Source organism: Kitasatospora sp. MAP5-34 (assembly GCF_029894335.1).
In the GTDB taxonomy this organism is placed as follows: Bacteria; Actinomycetota; Actinomycetes; order Streptomycetales; family Streptomycetaceae; genus Kitasatospora.
Genome location: NZ_JARXZC010000002.1, coordinates 79,874 through 102,920 on the forward strand (window position 1 = coordinate 79,874; position 23,047 = coordinate 102,920).

The window sequence follows — 23,047 nt, forward strand, 5'->3', positions numbered from 1 at the left end:
ACCCGCAGTACCGACGTGGCCGGTGGGCGACCACCGGATGTCGAACGCGCGCCGGACTGACCCGGCGCTCCACAGACCGGCCGGCCCCGAAGGGATCTCGGGGCCGGCCCATCCCACGTTCGCGCCACCACTTCCGTGCCACGGCGTGCGGGGACCGGGCTCACCGGCCACCTCCGCTCCGCCCGGCCGAAAGGAAACTGATGCCATCACGACGGACACGCATAACCGTGGTGTCGGCCAGCGTCGGAGCCGGCCACGACGGCGCGGCCCGCGAGCTGGCCCGCCGCCTCGAGGAGGCCGGCTACGAGGTCGACCGCCACGACTTCCTCGACCTGCTGCCACCCGGTTGCGGCCGTCTGCTGCGCGGCAGTTACGCACTCGAACTGCGCGTCGCCCCCTGGGCGTGGGGCACCATGCTGCGGGCCCTGGAGCAGCACCGCGGCTTCGGCGGGCTGGTCGGCCGGCTGGCGGGCCGGGCTGCGGCCCGCCGTACCCGTGCGGCGATCGGCCCCGACACCGCCGCCGTGGTCTCCACCTACCCGCTGGCCAGCCAGGCGCTCGGCCAGCTCCGCCGCAACGGCGGGCTGTCGATCCCGGCGGTGACCTTCCTCACGGACATGTCCGTCCACCCGCTCTGGGTCGCCGACGGCATCGACCTGCACCTCGCGCTGCACCCCGTGGCCTCGAACCAGGCGGGCCGCCACGGCGCCCGCGAGGTCATGTCCTGCGGGCCGCTGGTCGGGCCGGAGTTCCGCCCGGCGCTCTCCGAGACCGAGCGCCGCGACGAGCGGGTCCGGCTCGGTCTGCCCACCGACCGCCCGCTCGCCCTCGTGGTGGCGGGCTCCTGGGGCGTGGGCGAGGTCGAGGAGACGGCCCGGGAGATCGCGGCCTCCGGCCTCGCGGTCCCCGTCACGGTCTGCGGGCACAACACCGTGCTGCGCGGACGCCTGCTGAAGTCGGCCGTCGGCGTGCCGCTCGGCTGGGTCGACGACATGCCCGCCCTGCTGCGCACCGCCGATGTGGTCGTGCAGAACGCCGGTGGCCTCACCTCGCTGGAGGCCATGGCGAGCGGCGTGCCCGTGGTCAGCTACCGCTGCCTGCCGGGCCACGGCGTCACCAACGCCGAGGCCCTCGACGAGGCCGGTCTCGCGGTCTGGATCCGCGACCTCGCGGAGCTCGCCCCCGCCCTGACCACCGCCCTCGCGAGCAGCCCGGACCCGGCGCCCTGGGCCCTCGACGAGGCCGGCTCCGGCTCCGCCGCGTCGGCCGTACCGTCCTCGCCCGACCGCGTCATCGCGGACCTGGCCGGCCCGACCGCCGACCCCGTCCCGGCACCGGCTCCCGCCGCCACCCCCGTTCCGATTCCCGCTCAGACCGTCCGGCCCGTCCCCACGACGGCGCTGTACGCGGAGCAGACCGCCCACAGCCTCGAGGTCGCGTGATGAGCAGCCAGTCCACCGTCACCCGGACCCTGGCCGTGTCCGCCGCCGTCGCGGCGGGGGGCCTGGCCGTGGCCCACAGCCTGCCTGCGCTCACCTCGCTCGGCCCGCTGCGCCCGTACCTCGCCCCCGGCCTCAACGGCTGGGGCGACCCCGGGCACGTCGCGCTCACCTTCGACGACGGGCCCGACCCGCGCTCCACCCCGCTCTTCCTGAAGGAACTGGACCGCGCGGGCGTCCGGGCGACGTTCTTCCTGCTCGGCCGGATGCTGGTCCGCGCCCCCTGGCTCGGCCGGGACCTGGTCGAGGCCGGCCACGAGGTCGCCGTCCACGGCTTCCAGCACCGCCCGATGGTGATCCGCTCACCCCGCGCCACCCGCGACGACATCGCCCGCGCCCGGGACCTGATCGCCGACGTGACGGGCGAGCAGCCGCGCTGGTACCGCCCGCCGTACGGCGTGCTCAGCCTCTCCGCACTGGCCGCCGCCCGGCAGCTGGACCTGACCCCGATGCTCTGGTCGCACTGGGGCCGGGACTGGACGTCGACCGCCACCCCCGAGTCCGTCCTGCGGACCATCACCCGGGCACCGCTCGCCGGTGGCACGCTCCTGCTGCACGACTCGGACGTCACCTCCGCCCCCGGCGCCTGGCACTCCACCCTCGGAGCGCTGCCCAGGATCCTGGAGAAGTGCGCCGAGCAGGGCCTGACGGTCGGCCCGCTGCGGGACCACCTGCCGGTGTAGGGCTCTGGCTACAGCAGGGGCGCGAGGAGCTGCGCGATGCGGGAGGGTGCGGGTTGTTGCCTTCCGGTTTCGCGCAGTTCCTCGCGCCCCTGTTGTGGCTTGCGTCGGAGTTACCCTGCGGTCTCCGGGTGTACCTGTTCGCGGATCGTGGCGTACTGCTGGCGCACGGAGTTGCCGACGGCCGGGTCGTGGAACTGGTCCGGGTTGACGGTGACGGCCTCCGGCAGCTCCCACTGCGGTGGCTCGGCCGTGCCCGCCAGGGCCCAGGCGGCCTGCCGCGCCGCGCCGCGCGCCGCGTGGTCGCCGGTCGGCGGTATCACCACGGGGACGCCGAACAGCAGCGGCGCGATCTCCCGTACGGCGGGCAGCCGGCCGACCGCGCCGAGCAGGAACACCCGGCGCAGCGCGACACCCTGGCCGCGCAGCACGTCGAGCGCGTCCGCGATGTTGCAGAGCATGCCCTCGACGGCGGCCCTGGCCAGGTGCTGAGGGGCCATCGACTCGGCCCGCAGGCCCGTCAGGGTGCCTGCCGCATTGGGCAGTCGGGGGGTCCGCTCGCCGTCCAGGTAGGGCAGCAGCACCAGCCCGTACGAGCCGGGGGAGGACTGCAGCGCCAGGTCGCTCAGCCCGGCCAGGTCGCAGCCCAGCACCCCGGCCATCGAGCGCAGCACCTGGGCGGCGTTCAGCGTGCCGACCATCGGCAGGTGGTTCCCGGTCGCGTCGGCGTACGAGGAGATGTTTCCCGAGAGGTCGACCACGGGCTGGTCGTGCACCGCGAAGATCGTTCCGTTGCCGCCCAGCGAGACCGCCGCGTCGCCGCGCATCAGGCCGAGGCCCAGCGCGGCCGCCATGTTGTCGCCCGTGCCGGCCGAGATCAGCAGGCCCTCGGGGGTGTGCCCGGCGGGTTCGGCCGGGCCCAGCACGTCCGGCAGCCGTAGTTGGTGGCCGAGCGCGAGCTCCACCAGGTCCTGCCGGTACTCGCCGGTCAGCGGCGACCAGTAGCCCGTCCCGGAGGCGTCGCCCCGGTCGGTGGTGCGGCGCTTGGGATGGCCGAGCAGCTGCCAGACCAGCCAGTCGTGCGGCAGCAGGACCTCGGCGATCCGCTTCGCGGAGACCGGCTCGTGCTCGGCGAGCCAGCGCAGTTTGGCGATCGTGTAGGTCGGGGCGGGGACGGAGCCGATCGCCCGGACCCACGGCTCGGGGCCGCCGAGCGCGTCGATCAGCGCGGCGGCCGAGCCGGCCGAGCGCGGGTCGTTCCAGAGCAGTGCCGGGCGGACCAGTACGCCGCCCGCATCCAGCCCGATCAGCCCGTGCTGCTGCGCGGAGACGCCGATCGCCCGGACGCTCTCCAGCAGGCCGCCGGTGGCCGCCTCGCCGAGCGAGTGCAGCCAGTTCTGCGGGTCGGTCTCGGTGGCCCGGGCGTTGGCGGTCTCCTGCACGGGGTGCGCGGCGCGGCCGTCGCGCAGCACGGCGCCGGTGTCGGCGTCGCACGCGACGATCCTGGTTCGGCTGGTCGAGCTGTCGATGCCCGCGACGATGGCCATATCGAGATCATGCCTCAGCAGGCGGCCCGGATGACGACCGGCGGGCCAAGTGTTGCCCACTCGGTACGGGCGGGTAACACCTGGGCCTGCCCTTTCGGGCCCTCGGAGCGGTCCTCGGAGCGCCGTACCGGCGGGCGCCCCGAGGACCCGGCCCTCAGGGGCGTACCGTGCCCCAGCTGTCGTCCTCGGCGTGCTGGCGGTTGAAGTACGAGACGCGGTCGGTGACCGCGTTCGGCAGCCGGTCGCCGACCCGGTCGGCCACCGCGCCCGCCGCCTTCCCCGCCACCGTGCCGGCCTGGTGCCGGGCCTTCTCGGCGGCGTCCTGCACTCTGGGGTTCTGGGCGATCTGCCGTGCGGTCCTGGCGATCTGCTCGTAGCGCTGCCGCCCGGCCCGGGCGCCCAGGACGTACCCGACCCCGACTCCGACGATCAACGTCAGCTTCCACATGCTCGGCTTCCACCCTTCCTTGCGGACCCTGCCGCGTTGCCCTACCCGTCCTGCCCGGCGGCGAACCTCCCGGGCTGCGGCGGGTCCGGGCGGGCCTTCCCGCCACTGTGCCCCAGCATCCCCGGCGGGGCTCGCGGCCGCGCGCGGGGCGCGCCGAGCGGGTCGCTCACGGGCGCGATCGGACCCCGGGTGACCGGCTGCGCGAAAGCGATTGGCGGACCACCCCCCTGAGTGCGCTAATGTATGACCCGCAGCGAGCGCCGAGGCGCCGGGGAAGATCCGGCTCCCAGGCACAAACTCAATCCCGCATAGCTCAATTGGCAGAGCAGCCGACTGTTAATCGGCAGGTTATTGGTTCGAGTCCAATTGCGGGAGCTCGGAAGGCCCGCCAAGGCCCTCCGGCGCTGCAAGTTCGGTCCCGCATAGCTCAATTGGCAGAGCAGCCGACTGTTAATCGGCAGGTTATTGGTTCGAGTCCAATTGCGGGAGCTTCACCGGCAGTTGAGGTGAGTGTGCAGAGCGAAGGCCCTCCGGCCGCCGGAGGGCCTTCGTGTTTCCCCGGCCCGTGCTGGTTGTTGTTGTCGCCTCTCCGGGTTGACCGCCCGCCCGGACTCAGGCGGTGGCCTGCCGGTACAGGTCGGTGACCCGGTGGTCGAAGGTGATGCTGTACGAGGTCTGGTCGGTGTCCCCGCCCTGCTGGTAGCCGCCGATCACGCCGACCACCTTGCCCTCCGGGGTGAGCCAGGGGCTGCCGCTCGTCCCGTCCGTGTAGCCGTGGCAGTCGAAGCGCTCCTGGGTCGCGCTGTACCGGCTGGTCCGGTTGGAGCAGGTGATCGGCGTCTGGCTCTCGTTCGGGTAGCCGGTGACGGAGACCGGCAGGCCGAAACCCGCGTCGGTGGCGATCGGGTTTCCGCCGAGCACGTCCTGGATCTGCCGGCCGTCCAGTGCGTCCACGGTGACGAACGCGATGTCGTACTCCGGGTCCTCGCCGGCCGCCCAGCGCGGGTCGACGGTCGTCGTAGTGGCCTTCCAACTGCCGTACGGAGCTTCACCGTTGCGGAAGCCCGGCGCGAACACCAGGCTGTCCAGCCGGCCGTTGGCGGCGGTGTAGACGCAGTGCGCGGCGGTCACCAGCAGGTTGTGGTGCGGGCTGTCCACCACGCTGGCGGTACAGCCCCGGGAGCCGTTCGCGTCCAGGAAGAGAGCGCCGATCCGGTTGCTCGTCCCGCCGAGGTCGGCCGGGCGGGAGGACGGGGTACTGCGGCTCTCCGAAGGGCCGGCCGTCGTGCACGCGGTGGCGATGGCGAGCAGCAGGGCGGCTGCGGCGGTGGTGGCGGCAGTGGCGACGCCGGGCGTCGCGGCGAGCCGCCGGGCGGCGGTGCTGGCGCCGGGCCGTACGCGTGCCATTCGTGAACCCTTTCCTCCGGCCGTGCCGTCCCACGGCAGGTCCGGAGCAAGATCTACCAGGCGGGAAGCCCGCCGCGCCACCCTCTGGGATGAGGTTCGTGGGTCAGCTCTGGGTGCCGGGGGCAGCTCGCCGCCGCTACCCCGTGGCCCGCGCGTACAGGGCCTGGACCTGGTCGCCGAAGTAACTGGTGTACGAGGTGTCGGGGGTGTCCCCGCCCTGCTGGTAGCCGCCGATCACGCCGACCACCGTGCCCGACCGGGTCTTCGGGTCCAGGGCGGTGATCCACGGGCTGCCGCTGGTGCCGCCGGTGTAGTCCGGGCAGTCGATCCGCAGTTGGGTGGGGCTCTGCTGGGTGGTGTTGTTGGAGCAGGTGATCGGTACGTCGCCGCTGCTCGGGTAGCCGGTCACCCGGACCGGCAACTGGTACCCCAGGTTGACGCCGAGCGTGTTCGCGCCGAGCACCTGCTGCACCTGTAGGCCGTTCTGCGGCTGGACGATCGCGAACGCCACGTCCAGGTCGGGGTTGCCGTTGTCCTTCCAGCTCTGGTCGACGGTGATCGAGACGATCGGCCAGACGCCGTTGGGGGTTTCGCCGTTGCGGTAGCCCGGGACGAAGACCAGGTCGCTGCCCTGGCCCGTGACCGGGTCGTAGACGCAGTGCGCGGCGGTGATGATCAGATTCTGCCCGGCGCTGTCGACGACGCTCGCGGTACAGAAGTGGTCGCCGCCCGAGTCGTGGGTGAAGACCGCTCCGACGAGTCCGTTCAGGCTGCCGGCCTTGGCCGTGTGGGTGGTGCCCGGGTGCTTGGCGATCGCGCTGAGGAGACGGTCCTTGCTCCAGCCGTGGGCGGAGGCGGCGGAGGTGGCGGCGGACCCGCTGGGCCGCGCGCGTGTGCTCTGGCTCGGGCTCTGGGCGCCGGCCGCTGCGCCGCCCGCCGCCCCCGAAGGGGACGAGCCGCACCCGGCCGCCGCCAGCACGAGCGCGGCCGCCGCTCCTGCCCACGCTTGCCATGCTTGCCGCACCTGCCGACCGGTACGTTTACGGACCATCACCCGCCACCACCCTCGAAGCCGGACCGCCGGTCCACCGAGCCTCCAGCTTCACCCCGCTGGCGGATAGACGCAATCGACACCCGCAGGTCGGACCACCGATACCCCCGCGCACCCGGATGCGCCCCCGGCGAGCACCACAGCTGATCGACCGGCTATGCTGCCGGGGACGGCCCTGAGGGGCCGTCTGCTGCTGCACCGGTCCTCGCACCGCGCTGCGCGGCGAACCGGGGCGGTAGCTCAGCCGGTTAGAGCAGGGGACTCATAATCCCTTGGTCGTGGGTTCGAGTCCCACCCGCCCCACCTCGAAAGACCGGCCTTCGGGCGCCGGTTGTGTGCGTGGTGACCAGCGAAAACGCGGGAACCACCTCAGTGAAGACTGTAGAGCAACAACAGCTCTTCGAAGGCACCGGCAGGCCGAAGTTCACCCGTCCGGGAACGTGCGGGCACCATCAGCTTTACAAGCCGCCCCAAGGCGTGGGACAAGAGTCCGACTTGGGGACGGCGATGTCCCTCAGGTGGAGTCTCTGCGGCCCATCTGTACCGGCGGTGCTCGAACAGGTAGGCACCTCCTGGCCGATGGCGATGGTCTGCTCGGCCGTCGACCGTCGGCTCCTGGGTGAACAGCCCGTGCGCGTAGTTGATCTGACGGATCGTCGTGCTGGACGGCCTGAGGGATGGCCAGCGGGAGAGAGGGCAACTGAGGTTCCACCTCGGGGTGGATGCCTGGACACTGGAGACGCGTGAGCCCGGGGGAAGCAGTGTCAGGGTAGGCGGAGAGCGACTCGTCGGCTGCCCGCACGCTGGACACGGCACCGGATCATCCCGGGTCCGTGCGGATGCCCAAGTGACCCCGCCCTCGTCCGCCACCCCCTCAACGACAAGGGCCGACAGCCCCGAAAACACCACACCCACAAGCTCGTTGACATCAAGCACGCCATACCAACGACGGCAGTCACACTTCGTTACCACCGATTACGGGACAGAGCCAACTTTCGTACAGTCCCGGTCAGGACGGACCGATGTCACAGAGTACGGCGTCGTAGCGGAGCGGGGGCGTCATCAGAACTCCAGGAAGACAAGGGTGTTGGCCACTCGGTCGAGTTTGTCATCGTCTCTTCCGATAAGTGTGTTGACAAGATCTACGGGCCTGTGGACCCTGTGGGCGGGAGCCATCCCCGCGATCGAGGGTGATCGCCCGGACATGGAAGACGAGTCGGGGGCATGAGCACAAACGAACCGCAGGGTCATGGACAGCCGGATGACCGGCCGCAGAACCCGTACGACCAGCCGCAGCCGGGCTTCGGTCCGCAGCCGCCGCAGCAGCCGCCGCATCAGGACCCGTACGGCCAGCCGCAGCCCGGCTATGGTCCGCCGCCGCAGCAACCCCCCTATGGCCAGCAACCCCCGTACGGGCAGCAGCCTCCCTACGGTCAGCCGCAGCAGCCGCTGCCGCCGTGGCTCTCCCAGCAGGGCCCGGCGGGCCCGTACGGTGGCCCGCCGGCTCCGGGGAGTCGGACGTTGGCCTCGCCGGGGGACCGGTTTCTGGCCAAGCTGATCGACTTCGCCGTACTGCTGGTGCCGATCATCGTGGTCTACGCGATCGTGGCGGCGGTGAGCCCGTACCTGTATTACGTGGCGGCGGCCGTGATGATCCTCGGCTACGAGGCGGCCATGATGATCACGCAGAACGGTCAGACGCTCGGCAAGAAGGTGATGAAGATCCGGGTGGTGGCGCTCGACCACGGTGGCCGGCCCACCGATGCCGAGTTCTGGACCCGCGCGGCGGTCTACGCCGGACCGCAGGCCGTCTACTGCCTCGGGACGCTCTTCAGCCTGCTCGATGTCCTCTGGCAGCTGTGGGACAAGCCGCTGCAGCAGTGCCTGCACGACAAGGTCGCCAAGACCGTCGTCGTCAAGGAGAACTGAGTACCTGGGAGCGTCTGCTCCAGCCCGCATCAACCGATCGGTTGATCTCCCCTCCGCCGCAGTGGCCCGCGACCGTGACCGATCGGTCGATCCTGGCCAACAGCGTTGGAGGGGAGTCTTGTTGTCGGTGGAACAAGCCGGTGGCAAGCGGGCATGGCCAGCCTCACCGGGGGGCGGTGAACTGGTAGCCGTCCTCGATCAGTACCGGCAGGTAGGCGCGCATGGCGGCGATGGTCTGCGAGCGGTCGCCGCCGCCGTCGTGGTTGAGGACGATCGAGCCCGGCCGGACGGCTCCCAGGACGCGAGTGGTGATCTTGGAAGTCCCCGGGCGGGACCAGTCCCGGGGGTCGACCGACCAGCCCATCGGCCGCATGCCCAGCTCGCTGCACGTCCGCAGCGCCACCTTGCACCAGTCCCCGCCGGGTGACCGGAACCAGGTCGGCGGTTTGCCGGTGGCCTTCTGCAGGACGTCGGAGGTGCGCTCCAGCTCGTCCCGGACCTGAGCATCGGGGAGCTGGCGGAGGTCGGGATGCGTCCAGGTGTGGTTGGCGACGTGGTGGCCCTGCTGCGCGATCTCGCGTACCAGGCCGGGGTGCGCGGCGGCGTTCTCCCCGACCAGGAAGAAGGTGGCCCGGATGCCGTGCTGCTTCAGGATGGACAGCACGATGGGGGTGTGGGTGGGGTCCGGCCCGTCGTCGATCGTCAGGGCGACCAGTTTGTCGTCGGAGGGGAGCGAGAAGAGCGGGTCGCTGATCCGGTGGGACGGTGCGGCGGCGCTGCTGAGGGCGGGGCTCGGCACGTTCACCGCCGGAGCGGCCGGGCTCGGGCTCGGGCTCTTCGCGGGGGTCGGGGTCGGCGAGGTGGAGGTGGGCGGCAGCGGGCCGGGGGAGTCGGCGTGGTGTTCGGCGCTGCCGGTGTTCGGCACGGGGGCTCCGCAGGCCTCGGCGGAGAGCAGGGTCAGCCCGGCCACGCTCAGTAGTAGCCGACGGGACATGATCTGATGATGTGACAGCATGATGCATCTGTCCCCCGACCTCCCCGCTCGACGCGGTGCGGCGCCGCACTGGGGCCCAGTGTCACTCCGACGGCCCAGCGGAACTCCGCCATTGGAGCGGGCGGCGCCATCCGCCGGAGGGGCGCCCGGCAATACCGGGAACGATCCGTCGGCAGACCCCGAACCGGCCACGGGTCTCACCCGGATGGGAGCCGCCGGTGGCGCGCAACCGGTTTGTGACTGACGGTGATTGAGGCGTGACCGCGATTCCATCAGCCGGCGAAGTGCCGACGGTCGTCCGGGAGCGTCGGAAGGATTCGGTCTCATGCGTATCGAACGCACCCTCCTCACCGGAGCGGCCATCGCCGCCGTCCTGGCCCTCGGCTCCCCGATCGCGTACGCGGACACCTCGCCCGCTCCGGCGGCTCCGGCAGGTGCAGCAGCCCCGGCCGCCCCGGCCGCTCCGGCGGCTGCGGCGCCGAAGGCCGCCTCGGCCGACGACCAGAAGGTGTGGCAGGAGCAGGCCCCCGGGCCCGACGACCAGAAGCCCGCCGTCGACAAGAAGGTCGTCAAGGACGACACGAAGAAGGACGACGTCAAGAAGGACGACGTCAAGAAGGACGACGTCAAGAAGGACAGCAGCAAGAAGGACGACACGAAGAAGGCCGACGCCAAGAAGGACGACAGCGCGAGCAAGGACGACAGCACGGCGGTCGGCAAGGAGACCTCCGACGAGGCGGACGCGTCCTGGCAGGACCAGGCGAAGCCGACCGGTGGAGTCCACACCGGTGGTGGCGCGATGTCCGTCTCCGGCGGCGGACTGGCCTCCGGTGCCGCCCTGCTCGCCGGTGGGATCGGCGTCGGCGCGTTCGCCCTGCGCCGGCGTAACTCGGCCGGCGGCACGGCCTGAGCCTGAGCCGTCACTCATCGTCCTGCCGTGGCCGCCACCGCTCGGTGGCGGCCACGGCGGTGCGTCCGGCCGCCGTCCGGCCGCCCGGCGGTGAGGTACGTACGCGCGCTGCAGGACGCACGTGTAGGTGGTTGCGATGTAGTACGTACACGGCAGGTGTGCACACCAGCACCCGGTAGCCAGCAGCACTCAGTAACTGGAGAGGTAGCCGCCACGATGGGTAGTCAGTCACCGACGGACGGCCGTCCCGCCGCCCAGGACAGCAGCCTCCGGCTCTTCCGCTGGGCCATGGGGGTGGCCGTGGTCGGGCTCCTGGTGATCTACCAGTCGGTGGACGGCGCCCCGGCGGCGCCGCCACCGCCGGCCGTCGCCGGAGCGGCCGCCTCGGCCGGAGCCCGGGTGCCGGGCGCCGCGAAGCCGTCCCGTGCCGCTCCGGTCGGCCGGGCGTTGCCCAGGTCCCGCCCGGTCAGGCTGCGGATCCCCCAGCTCTTCCTGGACGCGCCGTTCAGCGAACTGGGTCTCAACGCCGCAGGAGCCCTGGAGGCACCGGCCCCGGACGACCCGAACCTGGTGGGCTGGTACCGGGGCGGAGCGTCGCCCGGCGAACGCGGCAGCGCCGTCGTCGCAGGTCACGTGGATACCAGGACCGGCCCCGCCGTCTTCCTGATGCTGCACCTGCTGGCCCCGGGCAGCACCGTCGACATCACCCGCGAGGACGGCACCGTCGCGACCTTCGTGGTCGACTCGACCCAGACCTTCGCCAAGAACGCCTTCCCCAACGCCCAGGTCTACGGCGACACCCCGGACGCGGAGCTGCGCCTGATCACCTGCGGCGGCTCGTACGACCGGAAGCTCAAGGACTACACGGAGAACGTGGTGGTCTTCGCCCACCTCCAGTCCTCCCGCTAGGAGATAGGACGCGCCACCCACCCTCCGTATGCTGGGCCGATGCTGTCACCCGCCGCGCTGCCGACCCCGCTGGTGACTCTGGACGTCCCGGCGCTGGCCCGGGTGGGGGTACGGCTGCGGCTGAAGCGGGACGATCTCGCGCATCCGACGGTGCCCGGCAACAAGTGGCGCAAGCTCGCACCGAACCTGGCCCTGGCGGTGGAGCAGGGGTACACCGGGCTGCTCACCTTTGGTGGCGCCTACTCCACGCACATCCGCGCGACGGCAGCCGCTGCAAGGGAGTTGGGGCTGTCCAGCGTTGGGGTGATCCGGGGTGACGAGCTGGCCCCGCTGCCGCGCAACTGGTCGCTCCGGGCGGCGGAGGCGGCCGGGATGGAGCTGCGGTTCGTCTCGCGGGGGCGGTACCGGGAGCTGGTGCGCGGTACGGACCGGTGGTCGGAGCAGGACGGCGACGGGCGTCTGCTGGTGCTGCCGGAGGGCGGCTCGAACGCCCTGGCCGTGGCTGGGGCCGCCGGGATTCCGGCCGAGATCCCGGAGCTCGGGGAGCGGGACGTGGTCTGCTGCCCGGTCGGCACCGGTGGCACGCTGGCCGGCATCGCGGGGGGCCTGCCAGCCGGGGCGCGGGCCCTCGGGGTGGCTGTCCTGCGCGGCGAAGGCTACCTGGAGCGCGAGGTCGCGGAGCTCCACCAGGCCGCGTACGGACGGCAGTTCGACAACTGGCGGATCCACCACGGCCACCACGGCGGCGGCTACGGCCGCGTCCCGCCGGAACTCGAGGCGTTCGCAGTCGAGTTCGAGCGCCGCCACGGGATCGACCCCGAGCGCCGGTACGTGGCGAAGACCCTGCTGGCTGTCCACGACCTCGCCGCCGCCGGGGAGTTCAGGCCCGGGACCAGGGTGACCGTGGTGGTCACCGGAGTCCCGGACCCGTGAGCCCGGAGTGGCCGGTGTACCCGGCGCAGCCGGGCGGGGCCTAGCCGAAGCTCAGGTCGGAGCAGAGGTCGCTGCCCGCGTTGCGGGCGTTCGTCGTGATGCCGGTCGGCAGGCTGCTCGGGAGAGCCGCCGCCGAGCTCGTCGGCGAGGACGTCGGAGCGGACGTCGGTGAGGACATCGCCGAGGTCGCCGCCGAGGTCGTCGGGTCGCCTGTCGGGGAAGTCGCCTGGGTGGCCGTCGTGGTGGCCGTCGGGTCGCCGCCGGCCGTCGCGCCCGTCGAGGGTGCGGGGGCGGGCAGGCCGTCGAGGGTGCGGTCCTGTCGCAGGAGGTTCCAGAGCACACCCGCGTCCGGCTGGACCAGCCGGACGCGCTCGCCGTCGTACCGCCAGGGCGCGGTGACGAAGGTGATGTCGTTCAGCTTGATGTCCCGGAGCGACTGGGCGAAGTCGGCGAGCTTGAGCGCGCTGCCGAGACCGGGGTCGACGGTCAGCGACTTGGTCGCGGCGTCGGCCAGTGGCAGCAGGGTGGTGAGGTCGAAGCCCTGGCCCTGAACCTTCTTGAAGAGCGAGGAGAGGAAAGCCTGCTGGCGCTTCACCCGGCCGATGTCCGAGCCGTCGCCGAAGCCGTGCCGCGCGCGGACGTAGTCGAGCGCCGCCTGCCCGGAGACGGTCTGCCGGCCCTTGCCGAGCTTTATGCCGTACGCGTCGACGTCGTTGGGTACGCAGACGTCGACACCGTGCACGGCGTCCGTCATCGCGGCGAAGCCCTTGAAGTCGACCACCACGGTGTGGTCGATCCGCAGGCCGGTGAGGGTCTCCACGGTGTTCTGGCTGCAGGCCGGGTTGCCGGCGGCGTACTCGCCCACGGTGAAGGCCGAGTTGAACATCTGGTTGGTGTGCGGGGTGGTCCAGTGGCCGCTGGGCAGCCGGCAGGAGGGGATGGTGACCAGGGTGTCGCGGGGGATCGAGACGGCGACGGCGTGCCGGTGGTCGCCGTAGACGTGCAGCAGGATCGCGGTGTCGGAGTTGCCGACGCCGACCTCGCCGCCGCCGAGGCTGTCGTTCCCGTTGGCCCGCGAGTCCGAGCCCAGGACCAGCACGTTGACGGGCGGCCCGCCGACGCTGTCGCCGGTGCCGCCGCTCTTCGCGGGCACCGGGACGGCGGCCGGCGGGCGGCTGCTGGCGATGCCGCTGGGGTCGAAGGTGCTGATGTTGTGGTTGAGGTGCCGGTAGAACCAGACCCCGGTCCCGCCGGCGATCACTACGGCCACTGCGGCCGTCGCACCGGCGGCCCGTGCGAGCCGCGCTCGGGTGGAGCGGCCGGAGCCCTTCACGGGCAGGCTCTTGACGTCGGTCATCATCAGCGCTCTCTGTACGGCCGCTCGGGGTACGGCCGCCCGGGTGAAGGTCGTTCGGGTGAGGGCCGGCCGGTTGGTGCGGGTCTCACCGGATAGACGGTTTCGAGGCGGCGTTCGGTTACACCTGCGTGCGACTCGATGCAGAAGTATGTTCGACCCAGGGTGGAATGAGGGGATATCAGGAGGCGATATCAGGAGGGGTCGGTCTCCGGGTCCGCGCCTTCGAGCATCCGCCGCAGCAGGTCCCGCAGCGTCGTCCGCTCGTCCTCGGCGAGGGTGGCCAGCGGCTCGCGGGCGAAGTTGAGCGACTCGCGCAGCTCCTCGCTCGCGGAGCGGCCCGCCTCGGTCGCGGCGACCAGCTTGACCCGGCGGTCCTGCGGGTCAGCCTGGCGGGTGACGAAGCCGCGGGCCTCCAGGCGGTCGACGATCCCGGTGATGTTGGACGGCTCACAGCTCAGCGTCTGGGCGATGTGCCGCATCGGCATCGGGCCGCGCCGGAGCAGCGCGAGGACCTTGGCCTGGGCGCCGGTCAGCGAGCGGGCGGCGGCCGCCTCCTCGTACTCGCGGTGGAACAGCGCGACCAGGCCCGCCATGAGATCCACGACCTCGCGGGTGATCGCGTCGGCGGGCTCCTGGACGACCTTGGTCGGGGTGTTCTCCATGGGAACCAGTCTAGCTGAACATTTGACAACGTGAACCTTTCACGTCCACGATTGCTTTAGGCGGTCAACCTTTCAGGTCGACCGGTACTACGGGGGAAAACGTCCCAAGGGAGCAGAACGATGTCAGAGCAGGTAACGCCCACGGTCGGTCGCGAGTGGCACCTGGTGGCCCGCCCGGCAGGCTGGCCCACCCCGGAGAACTTCGCGCTGGTCGAGGCTCCGGTCCGGCAGCCCGGCCCGGGGGAGATCCTGGTCCGCAACGAGTACCTGTCGGTGGACCCGTACATGCGCGGCCGGATGAACGACGTGAAGTCGTACGTGCCGCCGTTCCAGCTCGGTGCGGCGATGGACGGCGGCGCGGTCGGCTACGTGATCGCCTCCGAGGCCGAGGGCATCGCCGTCGGTGACGCGGTGCTGCACGGGCTCGGCTGGCGCGAGTACGCGACGCTCCCCGCCGAGCGCGCGGTCAAGGTCGACCCGGCGCTGGCTCCGCTCTCGTACTACCTCGGCGTGCTCGGCATGCCCGGCCTGACGGCGTACGCCGGTCTGCTGGAGGTCGCGAGCTTCAAGGAGGGCGACAGCGTCTTCGTCTCCGGCGCGGCCGGTGCGGTCGGCTCGCTGGTCGGCCAGATCGCCAAGCTCAAGGGCGCGTCCCGGGTGATCGGTTCGGCGGGCTCCGCCGAGAAGGTCGCCAAGCTGGTGGACGGCTACGGCTTCGACGCCGCGTTCAACTACAAGGACGGACCGGTCCGCGAGCAGCTCGCCGAGGCCGCGCCGGACGGCATCGACGTCTACTTCGACAACGTGGGTGGTGACCACCTCGAGGCCGCGATCAGCGCGCTCAACCCGTACGGCCGGGCCACCCTGTGCGGCGCGATCGCCCAGTACAACGACACCACGCCCCCGGCCGGCCCGCGCAACCTGGCGATGGCGATCGGCAAGCGCCTGCGCCTGCAGGGCATGCTCGTCAACGACCACGCCGCGCTGCAGTCGCAGTTCGTCGCCGAGATGGCGGGCTGGCTGCGGGACGGCAAGCTCAGCTACGACGAGACCGTGGTGAAGGGCGTGGAGAACACCGCCGAAGCCTTCATCGGTCTGCTGCGCGGCGACAACACCGGCAAGATGGTCGTCCAGCTCACCTCCTGATCAACTCCTGATCACCTCCGGTCCTTCCTCGAATTCCCTCACCACAGCCAGGAGTCACCTCATGTCGGGCAAGCCCACCAAGATCGCCTACACCGCCATAGCCACCGCCGAGGGCGGTCGTGACGGCCGCGTCGCCTCCTCCGACGGCCTGCTGGACGTCACCGTCCGCCCGCCCAAGGAGCTGGGCGGCAGCGGCGAGGGCACCAACCCCGAGCAGCTCTTCGCGGCCGGCTTCGCGGCCTGCTTCCAGAGCGCGCTGTTCGTGGTCGCCCGCCGCGCCAAGGCCGACGTCACAGGCGCCGAGGTCACCGCGAAGGTCGGCATCGGCCCGAACGCCGCCGGTGGCTACGGCCTCGCCGTCGACCTCGCCGTCAAGCTTCCCTCGCTCGACGCCGAGGCCGCCAAGCTGCTGGTCGAGCAGGCGCACGAGGTCTGCCCGTACTCCAACGCCACCCGAGGCAACATCGACGTGGCCCTCAGCCTGGTCTGACACTCCGTCACACCATGAGCTCGCGAACCGCCCCCGCAGATCCCACTGCGGGGGCGGTTCGCGTACGGGCGCGTACGGAGGTGAATTTCCGGCCTTTCCGACGGACCGTCATGTGGCCCACTGGCGTGGGCGCTACGGTGGATTCGTCCTGGAGCCGCCCCCGGTCCGTCCCCAGGTCCGTCCCGGATGCGGCCGTTCGGGGGAGAGATCCGGATGAGGGGTGGACCCTGCCCGGGATCCGACTAGCATGGGGTGAAAGCTTGTCCGTTTTGCTCAACTTGATGACCTAATCTCGAATGAGTTGGGTCCCATCGGGGCACTGGGTAGTCAGACAGCAGGACACGACCGGCAATGGGTACGAGGCAGCTGGGGAAGGCGACCCTCGTCCACAGCCTGGAGGTCCCGGTGACGACACGTGGTGTCCTGTACATCCACTCCGCGCCCCGCGCGCTGTGCCCGCACGTCGAGTGGGCGGTGGCGGGCGTGCTCGGCGTGCGGGTCAGCCTCGACTGGATCCGCCAGCCGGCCGCGCCCGGCCACTGGCGGTCCGAGCTCTCCTGGCAGGGCGAGCCCGGCACGGCCTCGAAGCTCGCCTCCGCCCTGCGCGGCTGGCAGTTGATGCGCTACGAGGTCACCAGCGAGCCCTGCCCGACGGCCGAGGGCGAGCGCTACAGCAGCACGCCGTCGCTCGGGATCTTCCACGCCGTCACCGGCATGCACGGCGACATCCTGATCCCCGAGGACCGGCTGCGGGCCGTGCTGCTCCGCGCCAAGACCGAGGGCAGCGACCTGGAGGCCGACCTGGCCCGCCTGCTCGGCAAGCCCTGGGACGACGAACTCGAGCCCTTCCGCTATGCGGGCGAGGGCGCGCCGGTGCGGTGGCTTCACCAAGTGGTCTGAGCACAGAACAAGGGGCGCGAGGGGCTTTGCGAAGCGGGAGGCTGCGGGTTGTGGCCTTCCGGATTCGCGCAGTTCCTCGCGCCCCTTGTTATGACTAGACGGTGCGGAAGGCCAGCACCACGTTGTGGCCGCCGAAGCCGAACGAGTTGTTCAGGGCCGCGATCCGGCCCTCCTGCGGGAGCTTGCGGGGCTCGCCGCGTACGACGTCGCCGTCCACATCGTCGTCCAGGTCGTCGAGGTTGATGGTCGGCGGGGCGAGGCGGTTGTACAGGGCCAGCACGGTGGCGACGGTCTCGATGCCGCCGGCGCCGCCCAGCAGGTGGCCGGTCATCGACTTGGTGGCCGAGATCGCGATGTGCTCGACGTGCTCGCCGAGCTCCTTGCGCAGGGCCTTCAGCTCCGCGACATCGCCCTGCGGGGTCGAGGTGGCGTGCGCGTTGAGGTGGACGACCTCGGCCTTGTCGAGGTCGTTGTACTCGAAGAGGTGCGCGATGGCCCGTGCGATGCCCGCGCCGGTCGGCTCGGGCTGGGCGATGTGGTGGGCGTCCGAGGAGAGGCCCTGGCCCACCGCCTCGCAGTAGACCCGGACACCGCGCGCGGCGGCGTGCTCGGCCGACTCCAGCACGACCACGCCGGCACCCTCGCCGAGGACGAAGCCGTCACGGCCCTTGTCGTACGGGCGGGAGGCGCGCTGGGGCTCGTCGTTCTTCTTGGACATCGCCATCATGTTGGCGAAGGCCACGATCGGCAGCGGGTGGATGGCCGCCTCGGTGCCACCGGCGATCACCACGTCGGCGCGGCCGGTGCGGATCATCTCGATCGCGTAGCCGATCGCCTCGGCGCCGGAGGCGCAGGCGGAGACGGGGGTGTGCACACCCGCGCGGGCGCCGACCTCCAGACCGACGTTGGCCGCCGGGGAGTTGGGCATCAGCATCGGGACGGTGTGCGGGGAGACCTTGCGGACGCCCTTCTCCCGCAGTACGTCGTACTGGTCGAGAAGCGTCGTGACGCCGCCGATGCCGGACGCGATCACGGCGCCCAGCCGCTCGGGGGCGAGCTTGGAGGACTCGTCGGTGGCGGGGGTCTCGAAACCGGCGTCGGCCCAGGCCTCGCGGGCGGCGATCAGCGCGAACTGCGCCGAGCGGTCCAGCTTGCGGGTCAGCGGGCGCGGCAGGATCTCGCCCGGTTCCACGGCCACTCGGGCGGCGATCCGGACGGGCAGGTCGGCGGCCCACTCCTCGGTCAGCGTGCCCACGCCGGAACGGCCGACGAGCAGGCCCTCCCAGAACGAGGCGGCGTCGCCGCCCAGCGGCGTGAAGGCGCCGATACCTGTGACGACCACGGTGCGATTTTCAGCGGTCACTGGTTCTTCTTCTTTCACGTGTGGCAGGGAGTGGCGGCGGAAGCCGAGAGTACGAAGTGGTGGGGGTGGTCGGCCGGGGAGCGGAACGCCCCCCGGCCGGACCGGTCGGTCACGGGGACCGACGAGTTGTCGACGCGGACTGTCAGACGTCGGCGTTGGCGAGGATGAAGTCCACGGCGTCGCCGACGGTCTTCAGGTTCTTGACCTCGTCGTCCGGGATCTTCACCTCGAAGCGCTCCTCGGCGGCCACGACGACCTCGACCATGGACAGCGAGTCGACGTCCAGGTCATCGGTGAAGGACTTGTCGAGCTCGACGTCCTCGGCCGGGATACCGGCGATCTCGTTGACGATCTCAGCGAGACCTTCCAGGACCTCTGCCTTGGTAGCCATAGTGGCTGCTCCTCTTCACTGTGGGTCGCCCACTGCCCGGGTGGGCAGTCGGCAGGTTTTCTGTCCCGCGCCCGCGGGTGCGGGACACGGTGGTCATACAGGCGGTGACGCCTAGGGGAGAGTAACGACTGTTGCGGCGTAGACCAGACCCGCCCCGAAGCCGATGATCAAGGCGAGGTCTCCGCTCCTCGCCTCGCCGCTCTCCAACATGCGCTCCATCGCCAGTGGGATGGAGGCCGCCGAGGTGTTGCCGGTCTCGGTGATGTCGCGGGCGACGGGTACCGAGTCGGGCAGCTGCAGCTTCTTGATCATGGCATCGGTGATGCGCATGTTCGCCTGGTGCGGGATGAACGCGCCGAGCTGGTCGGCGGTCACACCGGCGGCGTCCAGCGCCTGCTGGGCCACCTTCGCCATCTCCCAGACGGCCCAACGGAAGACCGCCTGGCCCTCCATCCGGAGCGCGGGCCACTTCACCTGGGCGCCGACGCCGTTGACGGCGTCCTCCTTGGCGAACGCGGTGTCCCACGCCTGGGTCTGCGAGATGACGTCCTTCTGCGAACCGTCCGAGCCCCAGATCACCTTGCCGATACCGGGGGTGTCGGACGGGCCGACGATGGCGGCGCCCGCGCCGTCGCCGAAGATGAAGGCCGTCGAACGGTCCGTCACATCGGTGAGGTCGCTGAGCCGTTCCACGCCGATCACGAGCACGTACTCGGCGCTGCCGCCGCGCACCATACCGTCCGCCAGGCTCAGGCCGTAGCCGAAGCCCGCGCACGCCGCCGAGATGTCGAAGGCCGGGGCGGTGCCGCAGCCGAGCCGCTGGGCGATCTCGGTGGCGATGGCCGGCGTCTGCTTGAGGTGCGAGACCGTCGCGACGATCACGCCGCCGATCAGCTCGGGGGCGATCCCGGCCTGCGCGATCGCCTTGCCGGCGGCCTGCACCGACATCTCGGCGACGGTCTCCTCCGGGCCCGCCCAGCGACGCTCGGCGATGCCGCTGCGGGTCCGGATCCACTCGTCCGAGGAGTCGATCCAGTTCAGCACCTCGGAGTTCGGGATCACCCGGACGGGTCGGTAGCCGCCCACGCCGTGGATCCGCGAGTACGCGGCGCCGACCGTGGGACGGATCTGCGCCGGCCCGGTCGGGGCGACGCCGGTCTCAGGGTTGCTCATCCGAGTCGCTCCTGACCGCCGTGCTCCTCGACCAGCGCTCGCGCCTTGTCGAGGTCGGCGGGGGCCTTGAGGGCGAGCGTCGCGACACCCTTGAGGTTGCGCTTGACCAGGCCGGTGAGGGTGCCGGCCGGAGCCAGCTCGATCACTGCGGTGGCACCCAGCTGCTGCAGCGTCTCCATGCACAGGTCCCAGCGGACCGGGTTGGAGACCTGCGACACCAGGCGGGCCAGCACCTCGGCACCGGAGTCGACGACCTCGCCGTCCCGGTTCGAGACGTACGCGACCTGCGGGTCGGCGACCTTCAGGCTCGGCGCCAGCTTGGCGAGCCGTTCGACGCCCGGAGCCATGTGCTCGGTGTGGAACGCGCCGGCGACCTTCAGCGGGATCACCCGGCTGCCGGCCGGCGGGTCGGCCCGCAGTGCTGCCAGCTGGTCCAGGGTGCCGGCCGCGACGATCTGGCCGCCACCGTTGTTGTTCGCCGCCGTCAGGCCGTGTTCGGCGAGCTTGGCCGCGACGAGCTCCGGATCCCCGCCCAGCAGGGCGGCCATCCCGGTCGGGGTGAGGGCGGCGGCGTCGGCCATCGCCAGGCTGCGCTCGCGGACAAAGGTGAGCGCGTCGTGCGCGTCGAGCACACCGGCGCAGGCGGCAGCGGTGATCTCGCCGACGCTGTGCCCGGCGACGGCGCCGACCAGCTTGCGGGCTTCGGCCTCGTCACCGAACAGGGCACGGGCGGTGAGCAGGCCCGCGGCGACCAGCAGCGGCTGGGCGACGGCGGTGTCCTTGATCTCCTCCTCGGTGCCCTCGGTGCCGAAGCGGACAAGGTCGAGCCCGGCGACGGCGGACCAGCGCTGCAGCCGGTCGTCCACGCCGGGCAGCTCCAGCCAGGAGCTGAGGAAGCCGGGAGTCTGGGCACCCTGTCCAGGGGCAACGATTACGAGCACGGTTCAACCCTCTCTCGCCGGGCGCCCGTGGGCGGGTAGGCGACGGTAACGAAGAAAAGCACCTCGGTTTGTGGAGTCCCTACAGCCTGGTCACCCGTGTTCGACGCCCGAGCCGAGACGGCCCAGCGCAAGGGCGATGCGCAGGGTGAAGGCCGAACGCACGTCGGAGGGAGCATAGCCCGTGACGTCAGTCACACGTCTGAGCCGGTAGCGCACGGTGTTCGGATGGACAAAGAGCATCCGGGCGGCACCCTCCAGCGAGGAGGCCTGTTCCAGGTAGACGCTCAGCGTCTCCAGGAGTGCCGATCCGGCCTCGTCGAGCGGTGTGTAGATCTCCTCCACCAGCTGCCGCCGGGCGGCCTGGTCGCCCGCGAGGGCGCGCTCGGGCAGCAGATCGTCCGCCGCCACCGGGCGGGGGGCGTCCGGCCAGGCGGCGCACGCCTTCAGGCCGGCTGCGGCGGCATGCGCGGACCTGGTCGCCGACAGCAGGTCACCGACGGTCGGGCCGACCACCACCGGGCCGGGGGCGAACTGGCCGATCAGTGCCCGGGCGGCGTGCACGGGCTCCTTGTCGCCGCCCACCACGACCACCAGCCGTTTGCCCAACACACCGGTGAGGACGTGGAGTTTGGCGTACCGGGAGGCCCGTCGGATCGCCTCCACCACCAGCTCGCTGTCCCCGTCCGGGGCGCTGCCCATGATGACCAGCACCTTGCTCGGCTGACCCCAGCCCAGCGCGGCGGCCCGGGAGAGCACTCCCTCGTCGGCGTCGCCGGAGAGCAGGCTGTTGACGACCAGCGCCTCCAGCCGGGCGTCCCAGGCGCCGCGTGCCTCGGCGGCCTGGGCATAGACCTGGGCGGTCGCGAAGGCGATCTCGCGGGCGTAGACCAGCACCGATTCGCGCATCCCGGCCTCGTCACCGGGGGCGGCCACCTCCTCGATGGCCTCCTCCATCACCTCGATGGTGGTGCGGATCAGCTCGACGGTCTGCCGCAGGGTGATGGCCCTGGTCAGCTCGCGCGGCGCGGTGCCGAACACGTCCGTGCTGATCGCCTGCGGCGCCTCCGGGTGGCGGTACCACTCGGTGAAGGCGGCGATACCGGCCTGCGCGACCAGCCCGATCCAGGAGCGGTGCTCCGGCGGCATCCGCCGGTACCAGCCCAACTGGTCGTCCATCCGGGCGATCGCGTTGGTCGCGAGCTTGCCCGAGGACTTCTCCAGCCGTTTGAGGGTCGCGGCGCGGAGTTCGGCCCGCTCGGTGGTGAGTCTGCGTTCCTGGGCCGTGAGGCGGCCGCGCCGGGCGGGGCGTGGTGTGTCGGGCGTCTTGCCGTCCGCAGGGTTGGCGGGCGCGGCCTCGGCCGGCGCCGCCTTCTTGGCGGCGGTCCTCTTGGCTGCGGTCTTCTTGTCGGAATTCGCTGAAGCGGCTGGCACAGGACAAGACTGCCTCACGGCGGCGGGTGCTCGCGCACGGCCCCACCGGATCGGCCGGGTGGCCCAGGTCACACCGACTGCCGCACCCGATACGGTGGGAGCCGTGACCGACCTACCCGCCCGCCCCCGAGCCGACCTCCGCCGCGCCGCCGAGCGCTACCGCTCCGCCCCTGTCGAAGGCATCGACACCCGGCACGCGTTCTCCTTCGCAGGCCACTACGACCCGAAGAACACCCACTTCGGAGCCCTGCTGGCCTGCAACGAGGAGCTGCTCGAGCCCGGCGCCGGCTACGACGAGCACAAGCACCGGGACACCGAGATCCTCACCTGGGTGGTCGAGGGCGCACTCGCCCACCGCGACAGCGACGGCCACGCGGGCATCGTCCGCCCGGGCATGATCCAGCACCTCGGCGCCGGCACCGGTGTCACCCACACGGAGCGCAACGCGGGCGGCGCGGAGGTGCCGGTGCGGTTCGTCCAGATGTGGCTGCAGCCGGACACCTTCGACGCACCGCCCGCGTACGGGCTGCGCAAGGTCGAGCCGTCGGCCGACGGACTCACCCTGCTGGCCTCGGGGTTGGACCGCGACGCCGGGACCACCGCGCTACGGCTGCGCCGCAGCGACGCGGCGCTGTACCTGGTCACGGCCGAACCCTGGCAACCGCTGCCCGAACTGCCGCAGGCCCCTTACCGCTACCTGCACCTGACGGCCGGTTCGCTCGGCTACCGCACCGTGCCGGGCCCGCACGGCAGCGGCCGGTCGATGGACCCCGGTGACAGCGTCCGCGTCACCGGCCCCGCGTTCGCCGACCCCACGGCGGGGGCGGCGGGGGCGGAGCTGCTGCTCTGGGAGATGCACTCGCCGGTCCTCTTCGGCTGAGGGCAA

At 71.6% G+C, this 23,047-nt stretch carries 22 protein-coding genes and 3 tRNA genes; 13 read left to right on the forward strand and 12 right to left on the reverse strand.

Features of this window, described 5'->3' with window-relative positions:
* The first annotated feature begins 227 nt into the window (after positions 1-227).
* Together P3T29_RS02345 and P3T29_RS02350 are read left to right on the forward strand one after the other, a co-directional pair.
* Positions 228-1,442, forward strand: a complete 1,215-nt coding sequence (locus tag P3T29_RS02345; protein WP_280714518.1) for a glycosyltransferase — start codon at positions 228-230, stop codon at positions 1,440-1,442.
* The gene (locus tag P3T29_RS02350) at positions 1,442-2,182 is read left to right on the forward strand and encodes a polysaccharide deacetylase family protein (RefSeq protein ID WP_280714519.1); all 741 of its coding nucleotides are present in this window, start codon (positions 1,442-1,444) and stop codon (positions 2,180-2,182) included. The genes P3T29_RS02345 and P3T29_RS02350 overlap by 1 nt, the downstream gene beginning before the upstream one ends.
* Positions 2,183-2,292: 110 nt before the next feature.
* On the opposite strand, the gene P3T29_RS02355 is transcribed toward P3T29_RS02350, so the two are convergent.
* Entirely contained in the window at positions 2,293-3,726 is a 1,434-nt protein-coding gene (locus P3T29_RS02355; RefSeq protein WP_280714520.1) for an FGGY family carbohydrate kinase, read from the reverse strand.
* 154 nt (positions 3,727-3,880) lie between these two features.
* Positions 3,881-4,174, reverse strand: coding sequence for a hypothetical protein (locus tag P3T29_RS02360; protein ID WP_280714521.1), 294 nt, complete (start codon positions 4,172-4,174; stop codon positions 3,881-3,883).
* Positions 4,175-4,476: 302 nt separating this feature from the next.
* On the opposite strand from P3T29_RS02360, the gene P3T29_RS02365 reads away from it, so the two are divergent.
* Positions 4,477-4,549, forward strand: a tRNA-Asn gene (locus P3T29_RS02365).
* Between the two features lie 41 nt (positions 4,550-4,590).
* Positions 4,591-4,663, forward strand: a tRNA-Asn gene (locus P3T29_RS02370).
* 123 nt (positions 4,664-4,786) lie between these two features.
* Here the strand turns inward: P3T29_RS02370 and P3T29_RS02375 are convergent.
* Both P3T29_RS02375 and P3T29_RS02380 read right to left on the reverse strand, forming a co-directional pair.
* Positions 4,787-5,581, reverse strand: a complete 795-nt coding sequence (locus P3T29_RS02375) for a trypsin-like peptidase domain-containing protein (RefSeq protein WP_280714522.1) — start codon at positions 5,579-5,581, stop codon at positions 4,787-4,789.
* A 136-nt stretch (positions 5,582-5,717) separates the two neighbouring features.
* Positions 5,718-6,605 (reverse strand): trypsin-like serine protease, encoded by an 888-nt coding sequence (locus P3T29_RS02380; protein WP_280714523.1) that lies wholly within the window; start codon positions 6,603-6,605, stop codon positions 5,718-5,720.
* 256 nt (positions 6,606-6,861) lie between these two features.
* Between P3T29_RS02380 and P3T29_RS02385 the strand changes: the two genes are divergently transcribed.
* Positions 6,862-6,935 (forward strand) — tRNA-Ile (locus P3T29_RS02385).
* 921 nt (positions 6,936-7,856) lie between these two features.
* Positions 7,857-8,561 carry an RDD family protein gene (locus tag P3T29_RS02390; protein WP_280714524.1) on the forward strand — a complete coding sequence of 235 codons (705 nt, stop codon included), beginning with the start codon at positions 7,857-7,859 and terminating at the stop codon, positions 8,559-8,561.
* A 163-nt stretch (positions 8,562-8,724) separates the two neighbouring features.
* Here P3T29_RS02390 and P3T29_RS02395 read toward each other — a convergent pair whose 3' ends face one another.
* Positions 8,725-9,555: a polysaccharide deacetylase family protein gene (locus P3T29_RS02395; protein WP_280714525.1), complete on the reverse strand. Its 831-nt coding sequence runs from the start codon at positions 9,553-9,555 to the stop codon at positions 8,725-8,727.
* 325 nt (positions 9,556-9,880) lie between these two features.
* Between P3T29_RS02395 and P3T29_RS02400 the strand changes: the two genes are divergently transcribed.
* From P3T29_RS02400 to P3T29_RS02410, 3 genes are all read left to right on the forward strand, one after another.
* Positions 9,881-10,465, forward strand: coding sequence for a hypothetical protein (locus tag P3T29_RS02400; RefSeq protein WP_280714526.1), 585 nt, complete (start codon positions 9,881-9,883; stop codon positions 10,463-10,465).
* A 216-nt stretch (positions 10,466-10,681) separates the two neighbouring features.
* Positions 10,682-11,374: a class F sortase gene (locus P3T29_RS02405; RefSeq protein ID WP_280714527.1), complete on the forward strand. Its 693-nt coding sequence runs from the start codon at positions 10,682-10,684 to the stop codon at positions 11,372-11,374.
* Between the two features lie 39 nt (positions 11,375-11,413).
* Positions 11,414-12,307, forward strand: a complete 894-nt coding sequence (locus P3T29_RS02410; RefSeq protein WP_280714528.1) for a pyridoxal-phosphate dependent enzyme — start codon at positions 11,414-11,416, stop codon at positions 12,305-12,307.
* A gap of 40 nt (positions 12,308-12,347) precedes the next feature.
* Here the strand turns inward: P3T29_RS02410 and P3T29_RS02415 are convergent, their stop codons facing one another.
* On the reverse strand, positions 12,348-13,667 hold the full coding sequence (locus P3T29_RS02415) for an LCP family protein (protein ID WP_280714529.1): 1,320 nt from the start codon (positions 13,665-13,667) through the stop codon (positions 12,348-12,350).
* Positions 13,668-13,855: 188 nt separating this feature from the next.
* The gene (locus tag P3T29_RS02420; RefSeq protein ID WP_280714530.1) at positions 13,856-14,326 is read right to left on the reverse strand and encodes a MarR family transcriptional regulator; all 471 of its coding nucleotides are present in this window, start codon (positions 14,324-14,326) and stop codon (positions 13,856-13,858) included.
* Positions 14,327-14,446: 120 nt separating this feature from the next.
* Between P3T29_RS02420 and P3T29_RS02425 the strand changes: the two genes are divergently transcribed.
* From P3T29_RS02425 to P3T29_RS02435, 3 genes are all read left to right on the forward strand, one after another.
* Complete coding sequence (locus P3T29_RS02425) at positions 14,447-15,472, forward strand: NADP-dependent oxidoreductase (RefSeq protein WP_280714531.1); 1,026 nt, start codon at positions 14,447-14,449, stop codon at positions 15,470-15,472.
* Between the two features lie 61 nt (positions 15,473-15,533).
* A complete protein-coding gene (locus tag P3T29_RS02430) occupies positions 15,534-15,962 on the forward strand; it encodes an organic hydroperoxide resistance protein (protein ID WP_280714532.1) in 429 nt (142 codons plus the stop codon).
* Positions 15,963-16,367: 405 nt separating this feature from the next.
* A complete protein-coding gene (locus P3T29_RS02435) occupies positions 16,368-16,862 on the forward strand; it encodes a DUF3145 domain-containing protein (protein WP_280714766.1) in 495 nt (164 codons plus the stop codon).
* 94 nt (positions 16,863-16,956) lie between these two features.
* Here P3T29_RS02435 and P3T29_RS02440 read toward each other — a convergent pair whose 3' ends face one another.
* The 5 genes from P3T29_RS02440 to P3T29_RS02460 all read right to left on the reverse strand — a co-directional run bounded on the left by P3T29_RS02440 (position 16,957) and on the right by P3T29_RS02460 (position 21,951).
* Positions 16,957-18,225 (reverse strand): beta-ketoacyl-[acyl-carrier-protein] synthase family protein, encoded by a 1,269-nt coding sequence (locus P3T29_RS02440; RefSeq protein WP_280714533.1) that lies wholly within the window; start codon positions 18,223-18,225, stop codon positions 16,957-16,959.
* Between the two features lie 142 nt (positions 18,226-18,367).
* Positions 18,368-18,616 (reverse strand): acyl carrier protein, encoded by a 249-nt coding sequence (locus P3T29_RS02445; RefSeq protein ID WP_280714534.1) that lies wholly within the window; start codon positions 18,614-18,616, stop codon positions 18,368-18,370.
* Between the two features lie 111 nt (positions 18,617-18,727).
* Positions 18,728-19,789: a beta-ketoacyl-ACP synthase III gene (locus P3T29_RS02450; protein ID WP_280714535.1), complete on the reverse strand. Its 1,062-nt coding sequence runs from the start codon at positions 19,787-19,789 to the stop codon at positions 18,728-18,730.
* Complete coding sequence (locus P3T29_RS02455) at positions 19,786-20,730, reverse strand: ACP S-malonyltransferase (protein WP_280714536.1); 945 nt, start codon at positions 20,728-20,730, stop codon at positions 19,786-19,788. The genes P3T29_RS02450 and P3T29_RS02455 overlap by 4 nt, the downstream gene beginning before the upstream one ends.
* Positions 20,731-20,820: 90 nt before the next feature.
* Complete coding sequence (locus P3T29_RS02460; protein WP_280714767.1) at positions 20,821-21,951, reverse strand: helix-turn-helix domain-containing protein; 1,131 nt, start codon at positions 21,949-21,951, stop codon at positions 20,821-20,823.
* 313 nt (positions 21,952-22,264) lie between these two features.
* Here P3T29_RS02460 and P3T29_RS02465 point away from each other — a divergent pair, with 313 nt between their 5' ends.
* Positions 22,265-23,041 carry a pirin family protein gene (locus P3T29_RS02465; protein WP_280714537.1) on the forward strand — a complete coding sequence of 259 codons (777 nt, stop codon included), beginning with the start codon at positions 22,265-22,267 and terminating at the stop codon, positions 23,039-23,041.
* Positions 23,042-23,047: the final 6 nt, after the last annotated feature.

What these genes read in the sequence shown, in the direction of transcription:
- P3T29_RS02350 (WP_280714519.1), top strand. Translation starts at nt 1,442, where the DNA reads ATGAGCAGCCAGTCCACCGTCACCCGGACCCTGGCCGTGTCCGCCGCC.
- P3T29_RS02355 (WP_280714520.1), bottom strand. Translation starts at nt 3,726, where the DNA reads ATGGCCATCGTCGCGGGCATCGACAGCTCGACCAGCCGAACCAGGATC.
- P3T29_RS02360 (WP_280714521.1), bottom strand. Translation starts at nt 4,174, where the DNA reads ATGTGGAAGCTGACGTTGATCGTCGGAGTCGGGGTCGGGTACGTCCTG.
- P3T29_RS02375 (WP_280714522.1), bottom strand. Translation starts at nt 5,581, where the DNA reads ATGGCACGCGTACGGCCCGGCGCCAGCACCGCCGCCCGGCGGCTCGCC.
- P3T29_RS02390 (WP_280714524.1), top strand. Translation starts at nt 7,857, where the DNA reads ATGAGCACAAACGAACCGCAGGGTCATGGACAGCCGGATGACCGGCCG.
- P3T29_RS02395 (WP_280714525.1), bottom strand. Translation starts at nt 9,555, where the DNA reads ATGTCCCGTCGGCTACTACTGAGCGTGGCCGGGCTGACCCTGCTCTCC.
- P3T29_RS02400 (WP_280714526.1), top strand. Translation starts at nt 9,881, where the DNA reads ATGCGTATCGAACGCACCCTCCTCACCGGAGCGGCCATCGCCGCCGTC.
- P3T29_RS02405 (WP_280714527.1), top strand. Translation starts at nt 10,682, where the DNA reads ATGGGTAGTCAGTCACCGACGGACGGCCGTCCCGCCGCCCAGGACAGC.
- P3T29_RS02410 (WP_280714528.1), top strand. Translation starts at nt 11,414, where the DNA reads ATGCTGTCACCCGCCGCGCTGCCGACCCCGCTGGTGACTCTGGACGTC.
- P3T29_RS02415 (WP_280714529.1), bottom strand. Translation starts at nt 13,667, where the DNA reads ATGATGACCGACGTCAAGAGCCTGCCCGTGAAGGGCTCCGGCCGCTCC.
- P3T29_RS02420 (WP_280714530.1), bottom strand. Translation starts at nt 14,326, where the DNA reads ATGGAGAACACCCCGACCAAGGTCGTCCAGGAGCCCGCCGACGCGATC.
- P3T29_RS02425 (WP_280714531.1), top strand. Translation starts at nt 14,447, where the DNA reads ATGTCAGAGCAGGTAACGCCCACGGTCGGTCGCGAGTGGCACCTGGTG.
- P3T29_RS02430 (WP_280714532.1), top strand. Translation starts at nt 15,534, where the DNA reads ATGTCGGGCAAGCCCACCAAGATCGCCTACACCGCCATAGCCACCGCC.
- P3T29_RS02445 (WP_280714534.1), bottom strand. Translation starts at nt 18,616, where the DNA reads ATGGCTACCAAGGCAGAGGTCCTGGAAGGTCTCGCTGAGATCGTCAAC.
- P3T29_RS02450 (WP_280714535.1), bottom strand. Translation starts at nt 19,789, where the DNA reads ATGAGCAACCCTGAGACCGGCGTCGCCCCGACCGGGCCGGCGCAGATC.